Here is a 19,785-nt window from a genome sequence, read left to right as displayed (position 1 = left end):
TTACGTATAACCTAGAGAAGTCAATTCCCAATTATAAATTTTTGACCGCCGTATTAATTCTTTGTAGGGCAGTTTCTAAAATGTCACGTGGGCAAGCAATGTTAATTCGTTCGAAACCATTCCCACCATTCCCAAATTTACTACCTTCATCTAATCGCACAGAAGCATTTTCAAAGAAAAATGAGTGAAGTTTTTCATTCGGCACTTCCAATTCCTGACAATCCAGCCAAATCAGGTGAGTCGCCTCCGGTATGACAGGTTTAATTTGTGGGATATTTCCATGAAAATATTCAACGACAAACCTCATATTATCTTCAAGATACTCTCTCACTTGTTGGAGCCAAGGTAAACCCTTATAATAAGCTGCAATAGTAGCTTCAATAGCGAAAGCATTCGGGCGCATTAACCCATATCCCTCCAACATTCTTTGATATTTTTCACGCACACTAGGATTTGGAATAATAATAATCGAGCTTTGCATACCAGCGATATTAAACGTCTTACTTGGTGCTGCACAGGTAATACTATTCAAAACATGAGAAGGAGCAACGGTTGCATAAGGTTTGTGCTTGTACCCTTTGTAGGTCAGATCACAGTGCATCTCGTCGGATACAACCGTTACTTCATGCCGTTCACAAATTTCCCCCAACCGTTTTAACTCCTCAGTAGTCCATACTCGTCCAACTGGATTGTGAGGACTGCAAAGGATAAAAACTTTGGCTTTGGGATGAGATGCCTTCTTTTCAAAATCATCAAAATCAATTTCATATCTCCCATTTTTATAAAGCAGTGAGTTTTCCTTTACAAAACACCCTTGAGTTTCGATGGTCTTATAAAAAGGGTAATACACCGGTTCTTGAATAATGACGTGATCCCCCGGTTCTGTTAATACCTTTAATAATAGATTCATCCCTGGAATAATTCCTGGACTAAATGAAATCCAGTCTTTTTGTAGAACCCATTGATGTTGTGTTTCCCACCAATATTTGATTGCCTCAAAGTATCTTTCACAAAAAGTACTGTAGCCATATATCCCATGTAAAGCCTTCTGGGAGATAGCAGATCTTATTTCCTCTGAAACTTGAAAATCCATATCTGCAATACATAATGGAATAACTTCTTCATTTTGTAGATACCATTTTACAGAATGTGTTTTTCTTCGATCTATAATCTGTTCTAATTGCATCCATATTCCCCCAATCATCATCCCCATAATATCAAGTCTATTCTATCATTCTTATTTCTTTATAGCAGTCAAACTTTAAGAATTTTTGGATATATAAAAAAGTGGACAAAAATATCGTCCACTTTTTTTAGATCATTTTATACGTATGTTCAGGTATGTCGTCTAAAAGTTTACTTTTTTCTCCTAAAGAAAGTAAATGAAGTTCATGCATCGCTCTTGTGCAAGCAGTATACAGTAGCTTCCGCTCATCTTCTCTTTTATAAACCTCATTGGATACATTGAATAAGATTACACCGTCAAATTCTATCCCCTTTGCTAAATATGCAGGAATAATCAATATCCCTTTGTCGTATGAGAGAGTTTCCTTTTGTATAAGCCGGATATCAGCTTGTTCTTTAATAGACTCAAACAACCGTTTACTTTCTTTTGCTGTCTTGCAGATAATAGCAATCGTCTTATGACCATTACTTTCCATTTTGTTTAATCGATCCAGGAGTTGAATGTGTAAATCTTCGACCGATTCAACCTTTTGAATAGTTGGAAGGGCACCATCTCGGTTAAATGGTTCGATTTTCTCTCCGCCTTTCATTAACTCCATAGTAAACTCGACAATTGGTCGAGTTGAACGGTAACTTCGTCTCAAGACAATGTGTTCCGTCTCATCTTCACCATACATTTCCTTGGTTAATATAGAAGGGGCATTCTGGGTATGAGAATAAATAGCCTGATTATAGTCCCCTAATATCGTCATCTGACTGTGTGGAAAAAGCTGTTTTATATAAGCAAATTGAAAAGGTGAGTAGTCCTGGGCTTCATCAATGAATATATGCCTAATTGATGTGTTAGATTTTCTCCCCTCAATCTGATCCATTAGATAGAGAAATGGGGTTGTGTCTTCATAAGCTATCACTTTTTTTTGTAGGGATTCCAATGTTTGAATACAAATGTTTTCCCAGTTCATAGTTGTGTTTTCCATGAATTTAGTTTCATTGAAAAACTGTTTATAAATTGCTAAGTGATCAATAAACTCCATTCTTTTTACTCTTGCCATAATGGGTTTAAATTTCCTGTTTACAATCTCTTTAGCAAGCATTTTTTCCTCTTGTTCATGATCGTCAAAGCTTGAATTTCGGTTCTTCTGCTTTTGTTGAATCCTCTTAAACGCTTCTAGATAGTCTTCTTTATCTAATAGCTGCATCTCTTCGATAACCCAATCCTTATTTCTTTCAATTTTTGCCAATTTTTTCATTTCTTTTTTTAACCAGTCAAATAAGAGATGGATGCGATTAGGTATTGAGAAGCTCTGATCAAAGGAATAAAACTTCTCTTTTATATAGTCCGCACTAATGAGAACCTCACCCCTGAAGGAAATATTTTTAAACACCATACCTTCTCGGGAAAGGATATCCACAAATTTGTCTAACAAATCTTTAAAAGCTAGACTCGCTTTAAAGCGAATTCCTTCTTTTCTAATCTGGTAAGCTGTATCTTCATCCTCTGATAAAATATATTCCATTTGACCATATGGGTCTTCAACTTTGTAATTTTTTCCTAAGCGATGGTCAATATATTGCTGCAAAGTCCTTTGCTCCATGTTTTCTTCACCTAACTCTGGTAAGACCGTTGAAACATAACTGTTAAACATCGTATTAGGAGAGAAAAGCATGATTTGTTCAGCCTGCAGGGTATTGCGATATCTATAAAGTAAGTAAGCAACGCGTTGAAGAGCTGCAGATGTTTTCCCGCTTCCCGCAACTCCTTGGACAACAAGATACTTTTTCCCTTCACTTCGTATAATTTGGTTTTGTTCTCTTTGAATGGTAGCTACAATACTTTTCATTTGGGTATTCGCATTGTTCCCTAGTACTTCCTGAAGGAGTTCATCCCCGATTGTAACCCCGGTATCAAACATCCCCTTTAACAGCCCATTCCTAATAATATATTGCCGTTTCAGTTTAATTTCTCCAGTAATATCGCCATATCCAGGTGTTTTATATGTAGCAGCACCTAAACCATAGTCATAATAAAGACTTGAAATCGGAGCTCTCCAATCATAAATGAGAAAATCCTCATTATTTTGATCCATAAGTGATGCAATTCCGATATATATAGAGTCTACCTCCGCTTCATCATCTTCATGAAAATCAATCCGACCAAAATAAGGAGAGTCATGGAGTCTATTTAATATTTTCAACTGCTTTTGTATTTGGCCTTGACTTCTTTCTCTTTCTGATAATAATTCATTTTGCTGTTTAATACTCGCGTACGTTTCTATCACATCATCTGGTTCGTCAAGGTTAACCGTAACATCATTCCAAAAGTTTTTTCGGATTTCAAGGATATCTCCTTTTATGTGACCTGTATTTTTTTCAAGGGATGCCTTTTTACTTTCAATGACCTTTTTAATCGTATCCACCCTGTTTTGTTCAATACTCCATTGGTTATTAGTTGTCACGTAACCACTCCTTAAATTTTTTATTAAGGTATTTGACAAACAAAAATTATTGTGTTATTGTTATATTAGGGATAATTTACTTAAATTCAATTATAAATCCCACACTGATTTATAATATCACATTCCTTTTATTAGAACAATACATGAAATACATATATTTTTATGACACCAGTAACTGATGTCATTTTTTTATTTTCTAGCTTTTCGTTATGAAGAATATTCTCCCATTAACACCAAATACTATGAGTGATGCCTTTAATGGGATGTGACACATTTGGAATTTTGGGTGAGCCAAGAATCATTAACCAGTTTACAGTGGTTTTTTCGAGCAGTAATTGGATTTTTCATTTTACTTTTTGTTGTAAAGTTAATGGGGCAAAGGTCTATTTCACAGCTAAGACTATTAGATTTTGTAGTTGTCATGCTATTAGGAAATATTTTAGCCCATCCGCTTTCTGATAGTGAACTAGGATTGAAAGGGTCTTTTATAACAGTAGTGGCAGTTGCTTTATTGTATGTAACTCTTCTACTAGCTATTTTAAAAAACCCAAAAATTCGCCACTACTTTAATCCATCGCCCATGCCTCTTATCAAAAATGGAGAAATTATCTTCCAAAATTTAAATAAGGCAAGGATTACGATTGACCTACTGCTAGTGGAGCTTCGAAAGGAAAAAGTGGATGATGCCAAAAAGGTGGCTTTAGCATTATGGGAACCCGGGGGGACGATATCAGTTTTTGTATACCCTCAATTTGAACAGGCAACAAGGCAAGACCTCCACATCACACCAAAACCTTTCAACTTCCCAAGACCCATCATAAAAGAAGGAACGGTTGACATTCATGAGTTAAATATCTTGGGAAAGGATATTCAGTGGTTAAGACATTCCTTATATACACAGTTTAAGGTATCCCCTGAGGAGATCTTACTGGCAACATTAGATGAAAATGACAGTGTTAAGGTTTTCATAAAACCTACTGTTAAGTGATATTTGCAAGCAAAAAACCTACGAGATTACTCGTAGGTTTTCCTTTTCGTTTTTAATAATAATACGGAAATGGTGGATACGCGTAATATGGGTATGCGTAATATGGGTAATAATATGGGCGCGGAGCAAGTAATGCACCTGCTAGTAAACCACCCGCAAAACCACCTAAGAACGGAAAACCACCAAAGAAAGGTCTTCTACCAAAGCCAAAGCCCCATGGTCTTCCAAACCCGAAGCCGATAATTCTCTCGTTTTGTCTCATGTTAACAGGGTGTTGAATAGGCATTTGATTCATCCTAATCCTCCTCTTTGCATTCTCACTATTAAATATGCAAAAAATTTGGAAATGCCCTAGGCAACTGACCTGAAAATGGGGAAACTACTTCCAATTAGCTTGTATAAATTCGTCTCGACCCGATTTTACTCGATCTTCTTTATATTCAGATGGTTTCTTTTTATAAAAATCTTGATGATATTCTTCAGCACGATAGAAGGGAGCTGCAGGAAGAATCTGTGTAACGATTGGTTTTTTGAAGCGTCCACTATCAATGATGGCTTGTTTAGAAGCTTCAGCTAAGATTCTTTGCTCTTCTGTATGATAAAAGATTGCTGCTCGATATGAATCCCCACGGTCATGAAACTGACCACCATCATCAGTTGGGTCTATTTGTGGCCAATACAAATCTAATAGTTTTTGGTACTCAAAAATCTCTGGGTTGAATGTGATCTGAACAACTTCATAATGACCGGATTTTTGGGACTTTACATCCTCATAAGTAGGGTTTTCAATGTGGCCACCAGAATATCCAGACTCTACTTTAATAATGCCAGGTAGTTCATCGAAAGGTTGGACCATACACCAGAAACAACCACCTGCAAATGTTGCTAGTTCTAAACGCTCACTCATCTGTACTGTTCTCCTCTGCTTTTATCTATTAAATTATTTCTTTAAAGTTAAGACAAAACCTTTTACATTTCAAGTACTTCTTCTTGCTTTAACAAATAGTTTTTAACTTCATTTCTTTTCTTTTTCGAAACTAAAATGTACAAGATATCTCCTGGCAGGATTGTTGTATTCCCTCTTGGTGTTAAAATCTGATCATTTCTGATAACAGCAACGATCAGAAGGTCATTCGTAGGCTCTACATCCTTTAACTGTTTATGAGCAATGACCGAATGTTCGGGAATGATGACCTCTATAATTTCACTATTTGTCTTTCCAATGGATACGAGTTCAAGGCTATAAGATGAACTCGGTTTCTCTTTACCAACTAATCCTAACTTCTGAGCCATTAATGGTATGGTACCACCTTGAATGAGAGCAGATGTAAGGACGACGAAAAAGACCACATTAAACAAAGTTTGACTGTTTTCAATTCCTGCAAGCATTGGGTATGTGGCTAGCACAATAGGAACGGCTCCCTTTAGTCCTGCCCAAGAAAGAAACACCTTCTCTTTATTCGTGAATTTAGCTCCAAGTAAACTAATAAACACACCCAGCGGCCTCGCAATAACCATTAAGATCGCTGACAATAATAATCCCTGCCAGACAATATGAAGTAATTGATTTGGAAAAACAAGAAGGCCCAGTAAAATAAACATTAAAATTTGCATCATCCATGCAAAGCCCTCATTAAAACGGACGATTGAATGACGGTAGGTTAGATCTGCATTCCCCATAATCATAGCGGCTATGTAAACGGCTAGTAACCCACTTGCCCCTACCAAGGTGGTAAATGCATACGCTAGGATTGCAAAAGCTAGTGATAATACAGGATATAAACCTGATGAATCCAAGTTAATAGAGTTAATAACTCTAACGGATACTTTACCAATTCCAAAACCGAGAAGCACTCCAATTCCCATTTGCCATATAAAGTTACCCAGCATGGATAGTAAACTAGCCTCTGGCACCTGTATTAACGATATAAAGCCAACTGTAAGAAAGATTGCCATAGGGTCATTCGTTCCTGACTCAACCTCTAATGTAGATGATAACTTTCGTCTAACATTGTGATTACCTATAACAGCAAATACAGCAGCTGCATCAGTTGACCCTACAATAGCTCCAAAAAGCATCCCTTCTAACCAGCTAATATCTAAAATAAATTTAGCAGCTGCACCAACTGCTACAGTCGTAACAAACACTCCAACAGTGGCAAGAGCTAAAGAAGGACCGAGTACTCGCCGCACATTGCCCCATTTCGTTTGGAGTCCACCTTCAAATAAGATAATAATAAGAGCAAATATCCCAAAAAATTGCGTTAACTCTGCATTATCATAATAAAGAAACTGATTTAAAATCATACCAACAGCAATAAAGAAAACAAGCGCAGGAAGGCCAAGCTTTGAGGAAAATTTAGTGGTGAAAACACCGACAATTAACAAAATTGAGAATAAAAGAATAGCGGAATCTCCGTGTATTTCCATATGTCTCCCCCAATCTATTTTAAATATCCTACTTATAATTATACGGCATTTCTGTATGAACGAAAACTAATTAGCCTGTCCTTTTCTAATTGTTTCTAACAGGCTCTTGTGAATCCAAATAGCTGCTTGGGATCCGTCCCCCATAGCAATTGTAACTTGTTCGGAGTGAGCCACTACATCTCCTGCTGCCCATACATTAGGTACGTTGGTCATTTTAGTTCGAGAGTCTACGACAATATGATTATTTTCCATTACCTCAACCCCTATTTGGGTAGCCAACTCTGATTTAACTTGATTTCCTCCTAAAGCGATGAACCCTTTTTCAGCAAGAATCTTTTGTCCATCTGCTAGTTTTACGCCTTTGAATTGAGAGCCATCCGCATATATTTGTTGTATTTCTTGTTCTCTAACTTCAATACGTTTTTCGTTTAATTTTTTTAGAATTTCGGGGTTAATCTTTGTTTGTTCATGATTAACGTAGACGATTGATTGTGTCCAATAATAAAGAGTTAGCGCCATATTGGCCCCTACATCTCCTGCACCAATCACAATAGTCGGTTGTTGTAAAACTTCATAACCATCACAATCAGGACATACATAAACAGAGATTCCTAAGCAAGGATAGATCTCAGGAAAGTCTGGGATACGATCTATAATTCCGGTTGCTATGAGTATATGTGAAGTTTTCAACTCTTTTCCTGACTCAGAGAGTAAATAAAAGCCTTCTCCTTGCCTTCGGATTTCTGTAATTTTATCCTCCATAAAATGAATACCTAAATGTAAAGCCTGCTTTTTTCCTAGTTCTCGTAGCTGCTCTCCACTTACGCCATCTGGCCAACCTAATATATTATGGTAAGCTCGACAAAGGTTAGATCTACCGTTGTTCGAGTCAATAACTAAAATATGATGACGGTATCTTCCTAATTGAATAGCTGCCTGTAGTCCTGCAATTCCCCCACCAATAATGATGCAATCATAGTTCACTAAGCATTCTCCTCTCTTGGATAAGTTTCTCTTCATTTATCCTTCTCTATTTAGAGGAAAAATATTGTTTGAAAATCAGTAGGGAATCGATTCGTTAAATTCTGTTGGGAAAATCGTAAAAAAAGAGGAACCATTACAGTTCCCCCTACTCAGCATGCTGATTTTCCACTTCTACCAAGGGCAAAGTAATGACTACCTGCGTCCCTTTCCCTTCCTCACTTGTATAAACAATTTTCCCCTTCATAGCTTCTATTAACCGAATCGACACCATCGTTCCCAACCCTGTTCCTTTTTCTTTTGTGGTATAGAAGAGAGTACCTATTCGATCCAATTGCTCCTTACTCATTCCCTTACCATTGTCCTGTATAACTATTTTCACATGCTCTGTATTTCCTTCAAGCTATATCGATATTTTCCCACCATCTGGAGTAGCTTCAATTGCATTTTTAATGATATTCACTAATGCCTGTTTCAATTGATTCCGGTCCGTTTTTAGATAGAAAGGATGCTCATTATCATATTCTAACTGTATTCCTTCCTTTACTGCCATCGGCTCAAGGAGATGCCATACGTCATCTATAATGGTGTTAAGCTTCAGTATTTCGATGTTTTCTAGTTTGGGCTTAGCAAAATTCAGATAGTCGTTGATGATTTGCTCCGCTCGCCCTAATTCGGTTAGGACTAGGGTAAAATATTCCTGTTTTTTCCCCACTTCTTCTTGCTTCATCAATTGTAAAAATCCTTTTACAACCGTTAATGGATTTCTGACTTCATGAGCGATTGATGCTGCCAATTCTCCTAACGTATTTAGCTTTTCAGTTCTCTGGATTTTATCCCGAATTTCATTTCTTTCGAAGATTATTTCAGTCAAAATAGCTACAAAACCAATAGCGATTGTTTGGATTGCTCCAAGTATCAACAAATCTTGTATTCTATCAATAAAAGCAGGTCCCTCTAAAGTACGTCCGACATTATAATAAGATATCAATAGGTTAAAAACAGTGGGCCAAACCCCCACTAAAATGGCGATGCCAACTCTCATTCTTGGAGGACACTTTAAAAAAGTTTTATAGAGAAGTAGTGGAAGTAAAATGCCGAGGATTGCTCCTATATAGCCGAAAATGAGTGCATCGCCACCCATTAGTGTTCTCTTTAACAGAATCATGATTAAAACAATCCCCCCAGAGAGAGGTCCTCCGTAAAGGGTTGCAATGATAAGTGGAACGTAGCGGAGATCGAAATATAATCCATGGCTATAAATGGGGAAAAACATAACAAATGTTGCAGCTAATCCATTAAGTATCCCTAGCAAAATATTCATTCTTCCGATTTTCTTATTTTCATAAAAGACACTATAAATAAGAAAAGGTGTTAATACTATTAAGACATGTAGGATTAGTTGTTCAGCGAGCATCGCAATTTCCCCCAAATAGTTACAGATAACTCAAATATACGACAAATGTAATGGTTTTCCTCCTATTAGGATAAAAGACCTAAAAAAAGATAGTTTCATTAGAAACTATCGGTAATGGTGTTTTATTATTCGGCGTAAGCGATTGTATTAAGCATCGCCAAAATGGCAGGTAAATCTGTCTCTTCCCTTTCAATATGAATGGTAACTAGCATCGGAACGTCCCCTCTAATCCAAATGTTGCTCACTGAGACATCCTCCGTATAGGATTTATACCAAACTGAACTATCTACAATACCCTCTAGACCAATGGTTTCATTATGGAAATACTCCGAGGAAACCGCTTTTGCTTGCTCTTCGACATATGCTGAGAAATCAGCATCCTTATCCGCTTTATCTAGCAATCTAATTCGAACGAAGTCGTCTCCTTTTAGGAGTACATCTGAACCTGGTTCTTCACTATCTAACGTCCAATCTTCTAGAACATATAAAGAGAAGTTTTGATTGGTGCTTGTTTTCAAGAATCCTGTTTCTTCAACTTGTTGACCGTCTTTTTCAAATGATAGCAGTTGTTCAAAGAGTCGAATGACCATATCGTTTTCTTCTTCCTTATTCACATCTTCACTATCATTTACATCTGTATCTGAAGGTTGTTTTTGATCTACACTCTCTTCTAACTCCTCTGATTCAGGAGCAGAACCGGAACCATTTGTTCCTTCATTTACAGTCCCACAGCCGACTAATAAGGTAGAGCTTAAGATACCTGCAGTTATCATTCTCTTTATCTTCATAATTGTGACCCCCTATGTTATTGTGTTCGAATCATTTGACGAAAGGTAATTTCCAGAAGTTACAACTTCCAAAAAAATAAAAAAAGCACCCCTCGTCGGGATGCAAATATAAGCGTTATATAAAGATTTCTACAACACCCATAAAAAACATAATATAACTCCATAATGCCAGGTATCCAATCCCGAGTAAACTAAAGAAATCCTTACTTTGAAACACTTCCCATTTGGTGACTTTATAAATAAAATTAACAAAAATAATGACTAGAAACGCACCGAGAAAAAGTGTTGCAATGGCAAGAATGATTCCATCTACGGGTCCAGAGATTACCTCGTTTAAATCAAACATTACTTGCCCCCTACCGTTTTTCTTTTTTATCGACATATTTCCACAAAATTGTAAGTAAAATCCTTCGATTTCCTAAATATGGTTCTAAATGCCTAATTTTTTGATATTTTGCTTCACCCGTGCCTACTACCACACGGTAATTGTAGCATCTTATACAGCTGCTTCCATTAGCTTGACAGTGTATTTCAACTGCGATTGAATATGGAAATATATAGCGTTATAGACATATGGATGGAGGATTACAATGAAAATTGGAGTGATTTCAGATACTCATATGCCAAAGCAAGCTAAACAGTTACCCAGTCATTTACTGGCGGGTTTAAATGGGGTGGATTTAATTATTCATGCAGGGGACTGGACAACTCTGGATGTTTATCATCAATTATCAAGTATCGCTCCGGTAAAAGGCGTATACGGTAATGTAGATCCTTCGGAGATAAAGGAATCATTTCAAAGCCAGCTGTTATTAACTATCCTCGGTAAGAAAATTGGTGTGACCCATGGTCATCTGGGGAAAAAGAAAACAACTCCAGAACGTGCGATGGATGCCTTTACCTCTACTCATGTGGATATTGTTCTTTTCGGACACTCCCATATCCCATATCATGAAAAAATCGGGAATACGATTCTGTTTAATCCTGGTTCTCCTACAGACAAGCGATTTCAGCCACGTTATTCATATGGGATATTAACGATTGAGAATGAGGTCACTATCAACCATATTTTTTACAATGATAAAAATTAAATGTCTTCAACCAAAAGAGCATTCACAGTCTTGTGAATGCTCTTTCAAACTTTTAATAACGCAATAAAATATGTAAAGGTCTGGTTCTCAGCCTTATCAATTCTGTCATATCTTTCAAATTTATCACCAGAGGGTTCAAACCCATACTTTCTTAGCATTTGAATATATTGAAAACATAAAAACTCGTCTTGTGTAGAGCATTCCATCGTTGCAAAAAGGGTTGGTTCAAGTGTTTCTATATAACTAGCATACTCTTTTAATTTGTGGTTGCTAGGACGGTCTTGGTTTATACAAAAACCGACCTCACCTGACAGTTCATTTCCTTTGCTGGAAGTAGTTCGAACAAAAATACCTGGTGAAGTCTTTATACCCCATTTCTCCAGCAACTCTTTATCTCGTACCATAGCTGCTTGAAAAGGGTTGGCTTCTCTATGTACCGTGTGCTTAAACCAGATAAGAGTTGTTGGCTCTTCCCACCGAGTTAAATGAATCTGATTTTCTGTAGGTCCAAATTGACCTAAGTATTTTTTTGCTACTTGTAGGGAAGCTAATCTAGATTCTATAGCACCCGTCCATTTACTAATTAGCTCGGACCTTTCCTCGTCTGAAGCTTTCAAAAACTCCTTAATGTGTTCAATTTTTATTTCAGCTTGGCGCAGAGAGTGAATCATAAGGGCATCCTTTATTTGATCATCAGAGTACACTCTATATCCATTGTCTAACCTTTGCGGGTTTAACACTTGTTTTTGATCGTAGAACCTAAGCGTACTAGCTGGTAGACCTGTTTTAGCAGAGAATGCTTGAATTGTATAGTTCATAGTAGTTCCTACCCCGTTTCAAGTGTTTACCTCCAGTTTACATCATTTGATAAGACCAAACGTTAATCCGGTTTCCATCTGGATCAAAGAAGTGAAACCCTCCCCAGCCTTTCATTGGATCTCCAGCTATTTGAGAAGGTTTGGCACCTTTTTTAACTAAGTGATTATAGGCTTCAAAAAATTCTTCTGGTCTAATATCAAAGTAAGTGCGAACCGATGGATTGCCTTCCATATAGTTTTGGGATTCTATTTTTTCTAGGTAAATATTATCCATAAACGCTTGCTTCAACACATTTCTATCATAAGCATCCTCCGTCTGTACTAGAGCATATCCCTTTTCTAAGTTTACTACTTCAATTTTAAAACCTAGGACCTCTTCATACCACATTGAAGATTTTTCTATATCGGTTACCCCAATTCTGGAATTCACCTCACCAAAACCTACTACTCTAGCATTTAAAAACATACCATCATTTTCTGGATTTTCTACAACGGTTACTCTAGCGTTTTCAAAGCAAAAAATATCAAACGTTTTTCTGCCATTCGGTAGAGTTACAGGGTCACTCGTTATAATTTCATTTTCTGTAAAGTACTGTAAAGTGGTGTCAAGATTACCAACCTCAAAGCAAAGTCTCATATGACCTTCCTCTCCACCAGAATAGAAATGCTCATAATCAGCATCAAATGACTTAAGTGTAACGACCCCAACCTTAGGCATTTTCAAAAATGCTTTCTTTCCGACTGGAGTGATGATCTTATCTAGACATTCCCAACCAAAATGCTTTGTATACCATTCAATTCCCTCTTCAAATCCATCCCACGAGACCATAATAAATCCGCCATCCCATCTAAACATCATACGTTTTCCTCTCCTTTTTCCATTCTTTTCATACTCTATCCTAAAGGTTAAACCTACTTTAATGTCAAACGTTTTTTTAACAAATGACAGTTCCGGCAGAAATTCGTCGAATGAACACAAAAAAACTACCCCTTTCGGTAGTTTTTTTGTGTCCCTTTTACTCTTCGTGCAGCTCGTTCAGGCTTACTGTTTTTTCTTGACTTGGGTCATCTAGGGGATAAATTCTGGCGGTTTCACTCTCTTCATCCACATGTTGGATATATACTCGAGTACCATTGAATGAAACATGTTTCATATCTGGTGACTCTACGATTTGTTGTGCGCGTTGTCTGTTCACAGTAACCCTCCTTCACAGATTTATGGATAATAGTAGTATTCCCAAATCTTCACATTTCATTGTAAGCACTTTACTTTTAACCCCCTGAGCTCCTTTACACACACACCCTCAATTAGTAAGATGAACGAAGAACAGAAACACAAAGGAGGCTACTTCAGTGGAAGTCGCAACGATCCAGAAAAAAGCCAATATATACACAGCCACATTTAAAAGACTTTTCCCTACATCCGTTGAAAAAGTTTGGGAAGCTATTACATCACCAGTGAATCTATCTAAATGGCTCGCAGAAGCTGAAACTGAACTAAAACCTGGCGGACCATTCACATTAACTTTCACTAAAACAGATGGTAATGTTATGGCCGGAGAAATAAAAAAAGTACAAGCACCCCATTTGATTGAATTTCTTTGGGACACTGATGGTTTGGAACAATCAACGGTTCGTTGGGAAATTCATTCAAACCATGAAGGGAGTATGTTCGTACTAACTCAAACCTTTGAAGATATCACTCAAATGCCAACAATGCTAGCCGGCTGGCAGGTCCATCTTAAAATGCTTTCCCATTTTCTGAATGGAGATGAAACCGACTTTCCCTGGAGCCTTTGGGACGAGTGGCATCAAACATACGCTGAAATGGTGATGGAGTATGTGTAATTAAATTTTTTTTGAAATTAAAAATATATTACTCTCCCTTGCATGTAAGCGTTATCTATTCTTTTCATGTTAAAAAAATGGGATTGACTTTATGAAGTGACCGGTTTAATATTGCTTTTATCAAAAATCTTTCGAAAATTTCATAATTAAATCTTAACTTATCAAGAGTGACTGAGGGATCAGGCCCTATGACGTCCGGCAACCTCCATTATGGAACGGTGCCACTTCCTGCAGAATGGATTTCATTCTGAAAGATAAGTCGTATACATATTTGCGATGCCTCTTTCAGATGAAAGAGGCTTTTTTGTATTTATTCAAGCTTCAGGGGGGATTCACATGATTGAAATTAAAAACTTGGTTAAAATTTACGAGACCAAAAAACAACAAGTCGTTGGCGTTGATAATGTTTCACTACAAATAAAACGCGGGGAAATCTTTGGAATAGTTGGGTATAGCGGGGCAGGAAAAAGTTCTTTGTTAAGGTGCTTAAACCTACTTGAAAAACCCAACTCGGGGGAGGTCATCGTTGATGATCTATCTTTAACTACGTTACATCCAAAGGAATTAAGAAAAGCCAGACTTAAAATCGGTATGATTTTTCAACACTTTCATCTCATTCAATCTAAAACAGTCTTTGAAAACATCGCTTTTGCCCTTAAGGCTGCACACAAATCTAAAGCAGAAATCGATGAACGGGTCAAAGTATTACTTGAAATGGTAGGACTTTCAGATAAACGAGATGTTTTCCCTGCTCAATTAAGTGGTGGGCAAAAACAACGCGTTGGTATAGCTAGAGCTTTAGCTAACAATCCATCTGTTCTTTTGTGTGATGAAGCCACATCAGCTTTAGACCCGAAAACAACGAAATCCATTTTATCACTCCTAAAGAAGATCAATAAGGAACTCGGATTAACGATTGTCCTTATTACTCATGAGATGGAAGTTGTAAAAGATATTTGTGACCGAATGGCGATTATGCAGAATGGAAAAATCATTGAGGAAGGACCCGTTTATGATGTCTTTTCAAATCCGGTACAGCCACTTACACGAGATTTTATAAACAGTGTCTTACAGTTCGAACTTCCAGATTACTTACTCAAGGAACGCCGTGGAAAGATTATTAAAATTCAATTCAAGGGTACCATTGCTGAAGAAACAGTCGTCTCAGACCTTTTCCAGCGTTTCAAAGTAAAAGGAAACATCCTTCATGGAAAGATAGAATACATCCAAAATACTCCACTCGGCATTTTTATAATGGAGCTGTTAGGAGAACCTGGAGAAATCACGAAAGCCATAGAGTATATCAAACTAAGAACTGAAAATTTGGAGGTGATTTACGATGACGCTGCTTGATTCTATTATTGAAATCCTGCCCGAGTTAAACGTAGCCTTTTTTGAGACTATTTACATGGTGGGCATCGCAATGGTCGTCGCGTTAATTGTTGGATTGCCGATTGGAATATTACTATTCGTTTCTGATAAAGGGCTCTTTTTAGAAAACGGACCTTTAAAAAGTACACTTGGTTTTATCGTAAATATGATACGGTCCATCCCATTTATTATTTTGCTAATTGCATTGCTACCATTAGCAAATTTAATAGCTGGTACCACAATAGGACCAACCGCGGCCTCTGTTTCACTTTCGGTTGCAGCGATTCCTTTTTTTGCTAGACTCGTGGAACAGTCGCTACGGGAGATTGATAAAGGAATCATTGAAGCTACTGTGGCAGCAGGAGCTTCTCCTTGGATGATTATAAAAGACGTCCTCGTGTCAGAAGCCAAACCTGGAATTATCCAGGGTATTACACTAACCATAATCAGTTTAATTGCATACTCAGCAATGGCTGGAATAGTTGGCGGTGGTGGTGTTGGTGATCTTGCCATCCGCTTTGGCTATTATCGTTACGATAACACCGTTATGTTTACTACAGTCATTGTTCTCATCTGTTTAGTGCAGTTCATTCAGTTCTTAGGTGATCGCTTTTCTAAAGTTGTTGATAAAAGGTAGAAAAATCTATCTTTTACATATAAAAAAACATTTTGGGGGAAACAACCATGAAGAAAATTGCAGCACTTATTGTTTTAATTTCCACTTTACTATTAGCAGCTTGTGGTAGTAATGAAACAGCTGGTGATAGTAAAAATATTACCTTTGGAGCCACTTCTGGCCCATATAGTGATATGGTGACAAAAGCCATTAAACCTGTTTTAGAAGAAAAAGGTTATACAGTAGAAGTAGTAGAATTCGCCGATTATATTCAGCCAAATAAAGCATTAGCAAATGGGGATATTGACGCAAACCTTTTCCAACATAAAATCTATATGGAGAGCTTTGCAAAAGAACACAAATTAGACCTTTCTGAAGTAATTGTAGTTCCAACAGCTCCAATGGGAATCTACTCTAAAAAATTTGATTCATTAGAAACCATTGAAGATGGTGCTTCCATCGCCATCCCGAATGATCCAACGAATGCAGCTCGTGCTTTTCTCATTTTAGAGGATGCCGGTCTAGTCACCTTGAATGCTGAGACTGACCCACTTACTGTATCTGAAAAAGATGTAGAAGAAAATGTTAAAAATTTAAAATTCGAACCAATTGAGGCAGCACAGCTCCCACGTGCTGTTGATAGTGTAGATTTATCTGCTGTGCCTGGTAACTTTGCATTAGCCGCAAAAATGAACCTTTTAGACGCGTTAGTGCTTGAAACTATGCCAGACCAATACAGAAACCGAGTGGTTGTTAATACAGAGGACTTAGACGCTGATTTTGTAAAAGACATTAAAGAAGCTGTTGAGTCCGCAGACTTCGAAGCAACGATTGATGAAGAATTCCAAGGGTTTGGTAAACCAGAATGGATGCTAAACCGCTAAGAAAACTCAAGTTGGAGTTTTACATAAGTTAGGTTCATTACTTGAGCAAAATGGCCTTTCTAGTGGATTCGTCATTCATGGAGAAAAGTCATGGGAAGCAATCGCACCTTACTTTCCTAAAGCTACTCCTAATCTACCCCTAACATTTGCACCCTACAGAGGGGCGTGTACAAAAGAGGAAGTACTGAGATTATCCAACATCGTTTTAAATGCCAAATCCAATGTCATCGTTGGTGTCGGGGGTGGAAAGATCCTAGACATAGCAAAAGCAGTGGGATATGAAACAGGGTTAGATGTCGTACTCATCCCTACATTGGCATCCACTTGTGCTGCTTGGACTCCCCTTAGTGTCTTTTATGACGAGAGTGGATCGTTTACTCATTACTCTGTCTTCCCAAGAAGTAGTTTGTGTGTTTTAGTCGAACCACGGGTGCTACTTGGTTCCCCTGCTCGGTATTTAGTTGCAGGGATTGCAGATACTCTAGCTAAATGGTATGAAGCTGATGTGTTGATTAGAGACCTCATAGACCCACCTATCGTGGTCACCATTGCCCATCAAGCAGCAAAACTTTGTAAAGATACTTTCTTTGAACACAGTGTGCAAGCCGTTCAAGATTTAAAAACCAACACCCTTTCTCCTTCCCTCATAAAGGTCATTGAAACGAATATCGTTGCAGGAGGGATGGTTGGGGGTTATGGGGATGAATTTGGAAGAATTTCTGGTGCTCATGCTGTACACAACGGCTTAACCACCCGTGAAGAAACCCATCATTTGTTACATGGTGAAAAAGTTGCTTATGGTGTTCTCATTCAACTTGTACTTGAAGAAAATTTAGGAGAAATCCAAAAGTTGCTCCCATTATATGAGAAGCTTGAATTACCGTACCGATTAGAACATATGGGATTACATTTAGATGATCAGGAAGCACTTCATACTATAGCAGAAGCAATTGTAAAGCCTTCAGAATCCATTCATCTAATGAAAGGAACTTTCACTCCTCAAAAAATGTATCAAGCTTTTCTTACTTTGGAAGCTTATATAAATAAACAAACTCTTACTGTCTAAGAACCAGGTTCAAACTGGTTCTTTTATTTTTTTCAAAAGGATATTTGTTATGCAAGATTACATTTTTTTTCGCAAAATAGGAGATAGTAACTTCAACCATTTACCATTCATGAATACAACCATTTGGAAGAAGACTATCATTGATGTTACTTACGGGAGGAGTGTATTTATGTTAACATCTCAACAACTCCAATCATTTAAACAAACCCTTTCCGGTATGAAAAAAGAACTGGAAGAACGATTAGATAATAATGACCATTACAATTTAGAAAGAGGACATGCTCACGAGTCCGTTGGTGAATTATCTAGCTATGACAATCACCCCGGAGACGAGGGAACAGAGTTATATGAAAGAGAGAAGGACATAGCTTTAAGTCAACATTCTGATTATGAATTAGAGTCTATCGAAAAGGCTCTACAAGCGATAGACGACGGAAGCTATGGGACATGTAAAAAATGTGGTAAAGAAATTTCAAAAGAAAGACTAGAGGCCATTCCTACAACCCTTTTTTGTAAAGAGCATAGTTTAGACCAAACTGTTTCTCACGATAGACCCATTGAAGAAGAAGTGTTGATGCCACCGTTTGGAAAATTCGATTTAGATGAGCAGGATGAATCGGTCGCGTTTGATGCTGAGGACTCTTGGCAAGAGGTTGCATCTTGGGGGACTTCGGAATCACCATCTGACTTCTTCATACCTCCTACAAATTACGATGACACGTACGTTGAATATGAAGAAAACATAGGGTATGTGGAAGACTTTGAAAATTTTATTGGGAACGATATAAATGGAGAAAATATAACGGTATATCCAAATGAACAGCATGAAAAATTCGAGGATGCATTGGATGAAGAAGGGATAATGACGACGTTCGGGGATTTACCGGCATATGAGCATGATCCATATGTGGATGATGATGACCATAAAAATCACTAAAAGGAGGGGAACCCCCTCCTTTTATCTTATTTGAGAAAGAAATACATGAATTTCCTCTGCTATTTTTTTTGAATGTGTAGGAGTCATCATTATATGCTCACTATCCGGTATAATAGTCAATTTTGAAGTTTGCAATGCTTTCTCCCAATGACTAATATTTTCAAGCTTAATATCTAGTTTGGGCTCTTTTGATGCAGGTAAAAACAGTACTGGGCAATCAATGTTATTGAAACAACCATCCAAATCTAAATCACAAACGGATGCCATAATCTGTGCTGTTATTTGCCCATCCTGCATGTATGTTACTTTTCCATTCGGTAAAGTACGAATTGGAAAAGACGGTATCCATTGTCCCCAATGCTTAGGAAATTGTTCCATGCAGAATGTATGTGTATCTTCAATCGAGTCAAACTCTAGAATCTTCCGATGTAAAAAACGGTCAACGATTTCTGCTTTTGTTCCCTCAACTTCTCCTCTTGGACCCATATAAGAGAGGATTCCACCATCTATTAAAGTTATGGATTGAACACGATCAGCAATCGTAGATGCCATCACAACAGCAACTTCTCCTCCAAGAGAGTTACCAACAATATGTGCATTTTCAATATGAAAGTAATCTAAAACAGACTCAATATCTAAAGCCAGTTGTTCTAAATGATAACCTGATTTAGGCGTAGCAGATTCACCATGCCCCCGGAAATCAACAGCCAAAACTCTATAATGGACACTGAGTTCCTTTGCAACCTTTTCCCAAACATAGGATGCAAAGATTCCACTAGGATGTAGGAGGATAATCGGACTTCCTAGACTACTATATTCAAATACTGCAATAGAAGTATCTTGACACATAACGGTATGCTTTTTCACAAATAAATCTCCACTCTATTTAATAGTAAACATACAAAAAGC

General features: G+C 37.5%; 21 protein-coding genes, 1 pseudogene and 1 riboswitch. Of the genes and pseudogenes, 8 read left to right on the top strand and 14 right to left on the bottom strand.

All coding sequences use genetic code 11. From position 1 onward, the window contains the following. Positions 1 to 31: 31 nt before the first annotated feature. Both ABDZ91_RS06875 and helD read right to left on the bottom strand, forming a co-directional pair. Positions 32 to 1,186 carry a MalY/PatB family protein gene (locus ABDZ91_RS06875; RefSeq protein WP_343797532.1) on the bottom strand — a complete coding sequence of 385 codons (1,155 nt, stop codon included), beginning with the start codon at positions 1,184 to 1,186 and terminating at the stop codon, positions 32 to 34. A gap of 127 nt (positions 1,187 to 1,313) precedes the next feature. Continuing rightward, complete coding sequence (helD, locus tag ABDZ91_RS06870; RefSeq protein WP_343797530.1) at positions 1,314 to 3,641, bottom strand: RNA polymerase recycling motor HelD; 2,328 nt, start codon at positions 3,639 to 3,641, stop codon at positions 1,314 to 1,316. A 274-nt stretch (positions 3,642 to 3,915) separates the two neighbouring features. Between helD and ABDZ91_RS06865 the strand changes: the two genes are divergently transcribed. Continuing rightward, positions 3,916 to 4,629, top strand: a complete 714-nt coding sequence (locus ABDZ91_RS06865; RefSeq protein WP_343797529.1) for a DUF421 domain-containing protein — start codon at positions 3,916 to 3,918, stop codon at positions 4,627 to 4,629. A gap of 52 nt (positions 4,630 to 4,681) precedes the next feature. Here ABDZ91_RS06865 and ABDZ91_RS06860 read toward each other — a convergent pair whose 3' ends face one another. The 8 genes from ABDZ91_RS06860 to ABDZ91_RS06825 all read right to left on the bottom strand — a co-directional run bounded on the left by ABDZ91_RS06860 (position 4,682) and on the right by ABDZ91_RS06825 (position 10,591). Then, positions 4,682 to 4,924: a spore coat protein gene (locus ABDZ91_RS06860; protein ID WP_343797528.1), complete on the bottom strand. Its 243-nt coding sequence runs from the start codon at positions 4,922 to 4,924 to the stop codon at positions 4,682 to 4,684. 84 nt (positions 4,925 to 5,008) lie between these two features. After that, positions 5,009 to 5,536 carry a peptide-methionine (S)-S-oxide reductase MsrA gene (msrA, locus tag ABDZ91_RS06855; protein ID WP_343797526.1) on the bottom strand — a complete coding sequence of 176 codons (528 nt, stop codon included), beginning with the start codon at positions 5,534 to 5,536 and terminating at the stop codon, positions 5,009 to 5,011. A gap of 62 nt (positions 5,537 to 5,598) precedes the next feature. After that, a complete protein-coding gene (locus tag ABDZ91_RS06850) occupies positions 5,599 to 7,059 on the bottom strand; it encodes a potassium/proton antiporter (protein ID WP_343797524.1) in 1,461 nt (486 codons plus the stop codon). A 66-nt stretch (positions 7,060 to 7,125) separates the two neighbouring features. After that, positions 7,126 to 8,079: an NAD(P)/FAD-dependent oxidoreductase gene (locus tag ABDZ91_RS06845; RefSeq protein ID WP_343797522.1), complete on the bottom strand. Its 954-nt coding sequence runs from the start codon at positions 8,077 to 8,079 to the stop codon at positions 7,126 to 7,128. A gap of 109 nt (positions 8,080 to 8,188) precedes the next feature. After that, a complete protein-coding gene (locus tag ABDZ91_RS06840; protein ID WP_343797520.1) occupies positions 8,189 to 8,422 on the bottom strand; it encodes an ATP-binding protein in 234 nt (77 codons plus the stop codon). 21 nt (positions 8,423 to 8,443) lie between these two features. Further along, entirely contained in the window at positions 8,444 to 9,457 is a 1,014-nt protein-coding gene (locus ABDZ91_RS06835) for a histidine kinase dimerization/phospho-acceptor domain-containing protein (protein WP_343797518.1), read from the bottom strand. 125 nt (positions 9,458 to 9,582) lie between these two features. Next, entirely contained in the window at positions 9,583 to 10,245 is a 663-nt protein-coding gene (locus ABDZ91_RS06830; RefSeq protein ID WP_343797516.1) for a hypothetical protein, read from the bottom strand. 115 nt (positions 10,246 to 10,360) lie between these two features. Continuing rightward, positions 10,361 to 10,591 (bottom strand): hypothetical protein, encoded by a 231-nt coding sequence (locus ABDZ91_RS06825; protein WP_343797514.1) that lies wholly within the window; start codon positions 10,589 to 10,591, stop codon positions 10,361 to 10,363. Positions 10,592 to 10,835: 244 nt separating this feature from the next. Between ABDZ91_RS06825 and ABDZ91_RS06820 the strand changes: the two genes are divergently transcribed. Beyond that, on the top strand, positions 10,836 to 11,336 hold the full coding sequence (locus tag ABDZ91_RS06820; protein WP_343797512.1) for a metallophosphoesterase family protein: 501 nt from the start codon (positions 10,836 to 10,838) through the stop codon (positions 11,334 to 11,336). Between the two features lie 44 nt (positions 11,337 to 11,380). Here the strand turns inward: ABDZ91_RS06820 and ABDZ91_RS06815 are convergent, their stop codons facing one another. The 3 genes from ABDZ91_RS06815 to ABDZ91_RS06805 all read right to left on the bottom strand — a co-directional run bounded on the left by ABDZ91_RS06815 (position 11,381) and on the right by ABDZ91_RS06805 (position 13,350). Then, a complete protein-coding gene (locus ABDZ91_RS06815; RefSeq protein WP_343797510.1) occupies positions 11,381 to 12,154 on the bottom strand; it encodes a MerR family transcriptional regulator in 774 nt (257 codons plus the stop codon). Positions 12,155 to 12,191: 37 nt separating this feature from the next. Beyond that, on the bottom strand, positions 12,192 to 13,013 hold the full coding sequence (locus ABDZ91_RS06810; protein ID WP_343797508.1) for a VOC family protein: 822 nt from the start codon (positions 13,011 to 13,013) through the stop codon (positions 12,192 to 12,194). A gap of 157 nt (positions 13,014 to 13,170) precedes the next feature. Beyond that, positions 13,171 to 13,350: a small acid-soluble spore protein H gene (locus ABDZ91_RS06805; protein ID WP_343797506.1), complete on the bottom strand. Its 180-nt coding sequence runs from the start codon at positions 13,348 to 13,350 to the stop codon at positions 13,171 to 13,173. A 157-nt stretch (positions 13,351 to 13,507) separates the two neighbouring features. Between ABDZ91_RS06805 and ABDZ91_RS06800 the strand changes: the two genes are divergently transcribed. From ABDZ91_RS06800 to ABDZ91_RS06775, 6 genes and pseudogenes are all read left to right on the top strand, one after another. Then, the gene (locus ABDZ91_RS06800) at positions 13,508 to 14,002 is read left to right on the top strand and encodes an SRPBCC family protein (protein WP_343797504.1); all 495 of its coding nucleotides are present in this window, start codon (positions 13,508 to 13,510) and stop codon (positions 14,000 to 14,002) included. Between the two features lie 155 nt (positions 14,003 to 14,157). Then, positions 14,158 to 14,263: riboswitch (SAM riboswitch) on the top strand. A gap of 75 nt (positions 14,264 to 14,338) precedes the next feature. Next, entirely contained in the window at positions 14,339 to 15,355 is a 1,017-nt protein-coding gene (locus ABDZ91_RS06795; RefSeq protein ID WP_343797502.1) for a methionine ABC transporter ATP-binding protein, read from the top strand. Continuing rightward, positions 15,342 to 16,010 carry a methionine ABC transporter permease gene (locus tag ABDZ91_RS06790; protein WP_343797501.1) on the top strand — a complete coding sequence of 223 codons (669 nt, stop codon included), beginning with the start codon at positions 15,342 to 15,344 and terminating at the stop codon, positions 16,008 to 16,010. The genes ABDZ91_RS06795 and ABDZ91_RS06790 overlap by 14 nt, the downstream gene beginning before the upstream one ends. 47 nt (positions 16,011 to 16,057) lie before the next feature. Continuing rightward, a complete protein-coding gene (locus ABDZ91_RS06785) occupies positions 16,058 to 16,873 on the top strand; it encodes a MetQ/NlpA family ABC transporter substrate-binding protein (RefSeq protein ID WP_343797499.1) in 816 nt (271 codons plus the stop codon). Between the two features lie 19 nt (positions 16,874 to 16,892). Beyond that, positions 16,893 to 17,939: pseudogene (locus tag ABDZ91_RS06780) on the top strand (iron-containing alcohol dehydrogenase family protein); the annotation flags it as partial. 169 nt (positions 17,940 to 18,108) lie between these two features. Then, positions 18,109 to 18,876, top strand: a complete 768-nt coding sequence (locus ABDZ91_RS06775; RefSeq protein WP_343797497.1) for a TraR/DksA C4-type zinc finger protein — start codon at positions 18,109 to 18,111, stop codon at positions 18,874 to 18,876. A gap of 21 nt (positions 18,877 to 18,897) precedes the next feature. Here the strand turns inward: ABDZ91_RS06775 and ABDZ91_RS06770 are convergent, their stop codons facing one another. After that, complete coding sequence (locus ABDZ91_RS06770; RefSeq protein WP_343797495.1) at positions 18,898 to 19,743, bottom strand: alpha/beta fold hydrolase; 846 nt, start codon at positions 19,741 to 19,743, stop codon at positions 18,898 to 18,900. Positions 19,744 to 19,785 lie beyond the last annotated feature (42 nt).

The sequence above is a fragment of the Bacillus carboniphilus genome (genome assembly GCF_039522365.1).
GTDB lineage: Bacteria > Bacillota > Bacilli > Bacillales > JC228 > Bacillus_BF > Bacillus_BF carboniphilus.
Note: the sequence above shows the minus strand (reverse complement) of the source record. Positions and strands in the feature narration are given on the sequence as shown.

Excerpts from the sequence above, each read along its gene's own strand:
- ABDZ91_RS06875 (WP_343797532.1), bottom strand. The coding sequence starts at position 1,186 with ATGCAATTAGAACAGATTATAGATCGAAGAAAAACACATTCTGTAAAA.
- ABDZ91_RS06860 (WP_343797528.1), bottom strand. The coding sequence starts at position 4,924 with ATGAATCAAATGCCTATTCAACACCCTGTTAACATGAGACAAAACGAG.
- msrA (WP_343797526.1), bottom strand. The coding sequence starts at position 5,536 with ATGAGTGAGCGTTTAGAACTAGCAACATTTGCAGGTGGTTGTTTCTGG.
- ABDZ91_RS06850 (WP_343797524.1), bottom strand. The coding sequence starts at position 7,059 with ATGGAAATACACGGAGATTCCGCTATTCTTTTATTCTCAATTTTGTTA.
- ABDZ91_RS06845 (WP_343797522.1), bottom strand. The coding sequence starts at position 8,079 with ATGAAGAGAAACTTATCCAAGAGAGGAGAATGCTTAGTGAACTATGAT.
- ABDZ91_RS06835 (WP_343797518.1), bottom strand. The coding sequence starts at position 9,457 with ATGCTCGCTGAACAACTAATCCTACATGTCTTAATAGTATTAACACCT.
- ABDZ91_RS06830 (WP_343797516.1), bottom strand. The coding sequence starts at position 10,245 with ATGAAGATAAAGAGAATGATAACTGCAGGTATCTTAAGCTCTACCTTA.
- ABDZ91_RS06825 (WP_343797514.1), bottom strand. The coding sequence starts at position 10,591 with ATGTTTGATTTAAACGAGGTAATCTCTGGACCCGTAGATGGAATCATT.
- ABDZ91_RS06820 (WP_343797512.1), top strand. The coding sequence starts at position 10,836 with ATGAAAATTGGAGTGATTTCAGATACTCATATGCCAAAGCAAGCTAAA.
- ABDZ91_RS06815 (WP_343797510.1), bottom strand. The coding sequence starts at position 12,154 with ATGAACTATACAATTCAAGCATTCTCTGCTAAAACAGGTCTACCAGCT.
- ABDZ91_RS06810 (WP_343797508.1), bottom strand. The coding sequence starts at position 13,013 with ATGATGTTTAGATGGGATGGCGGATTTATTATGGTCTCGTGGGATGGA.
- ABDZ91_RS06795 (WP_343797502.1), top strand. The coding sequence starts at position 14,339 with ATGATTGAAATTAAAAACTTGGTTAAAATTTACGAGACCAAAAAACAA.
- ABDZ91_RS06790 (WP_343797501.1), top strand. The coding sequence starts at position 15,342 with ATGACGCTGCTTGATTCTATTATTGAAATCCTGCCCGAGTTAAACGTA.
- ABDZ91_RS06785 (WP_343797499.1), top strand. The coding sequence starts at position 16,058 with ATGAAGAAAATTGCAGCACTTATTGTTTTAATTTCCACTTTACTATTA.
- ABDZ91_RS06775 (WP_343797497.1), top strand. The coding sequence starts at position 18,109 with ATGTTAACATCTCAACAACTCCAATCATTTAAACAAACCCTTTCCGGT.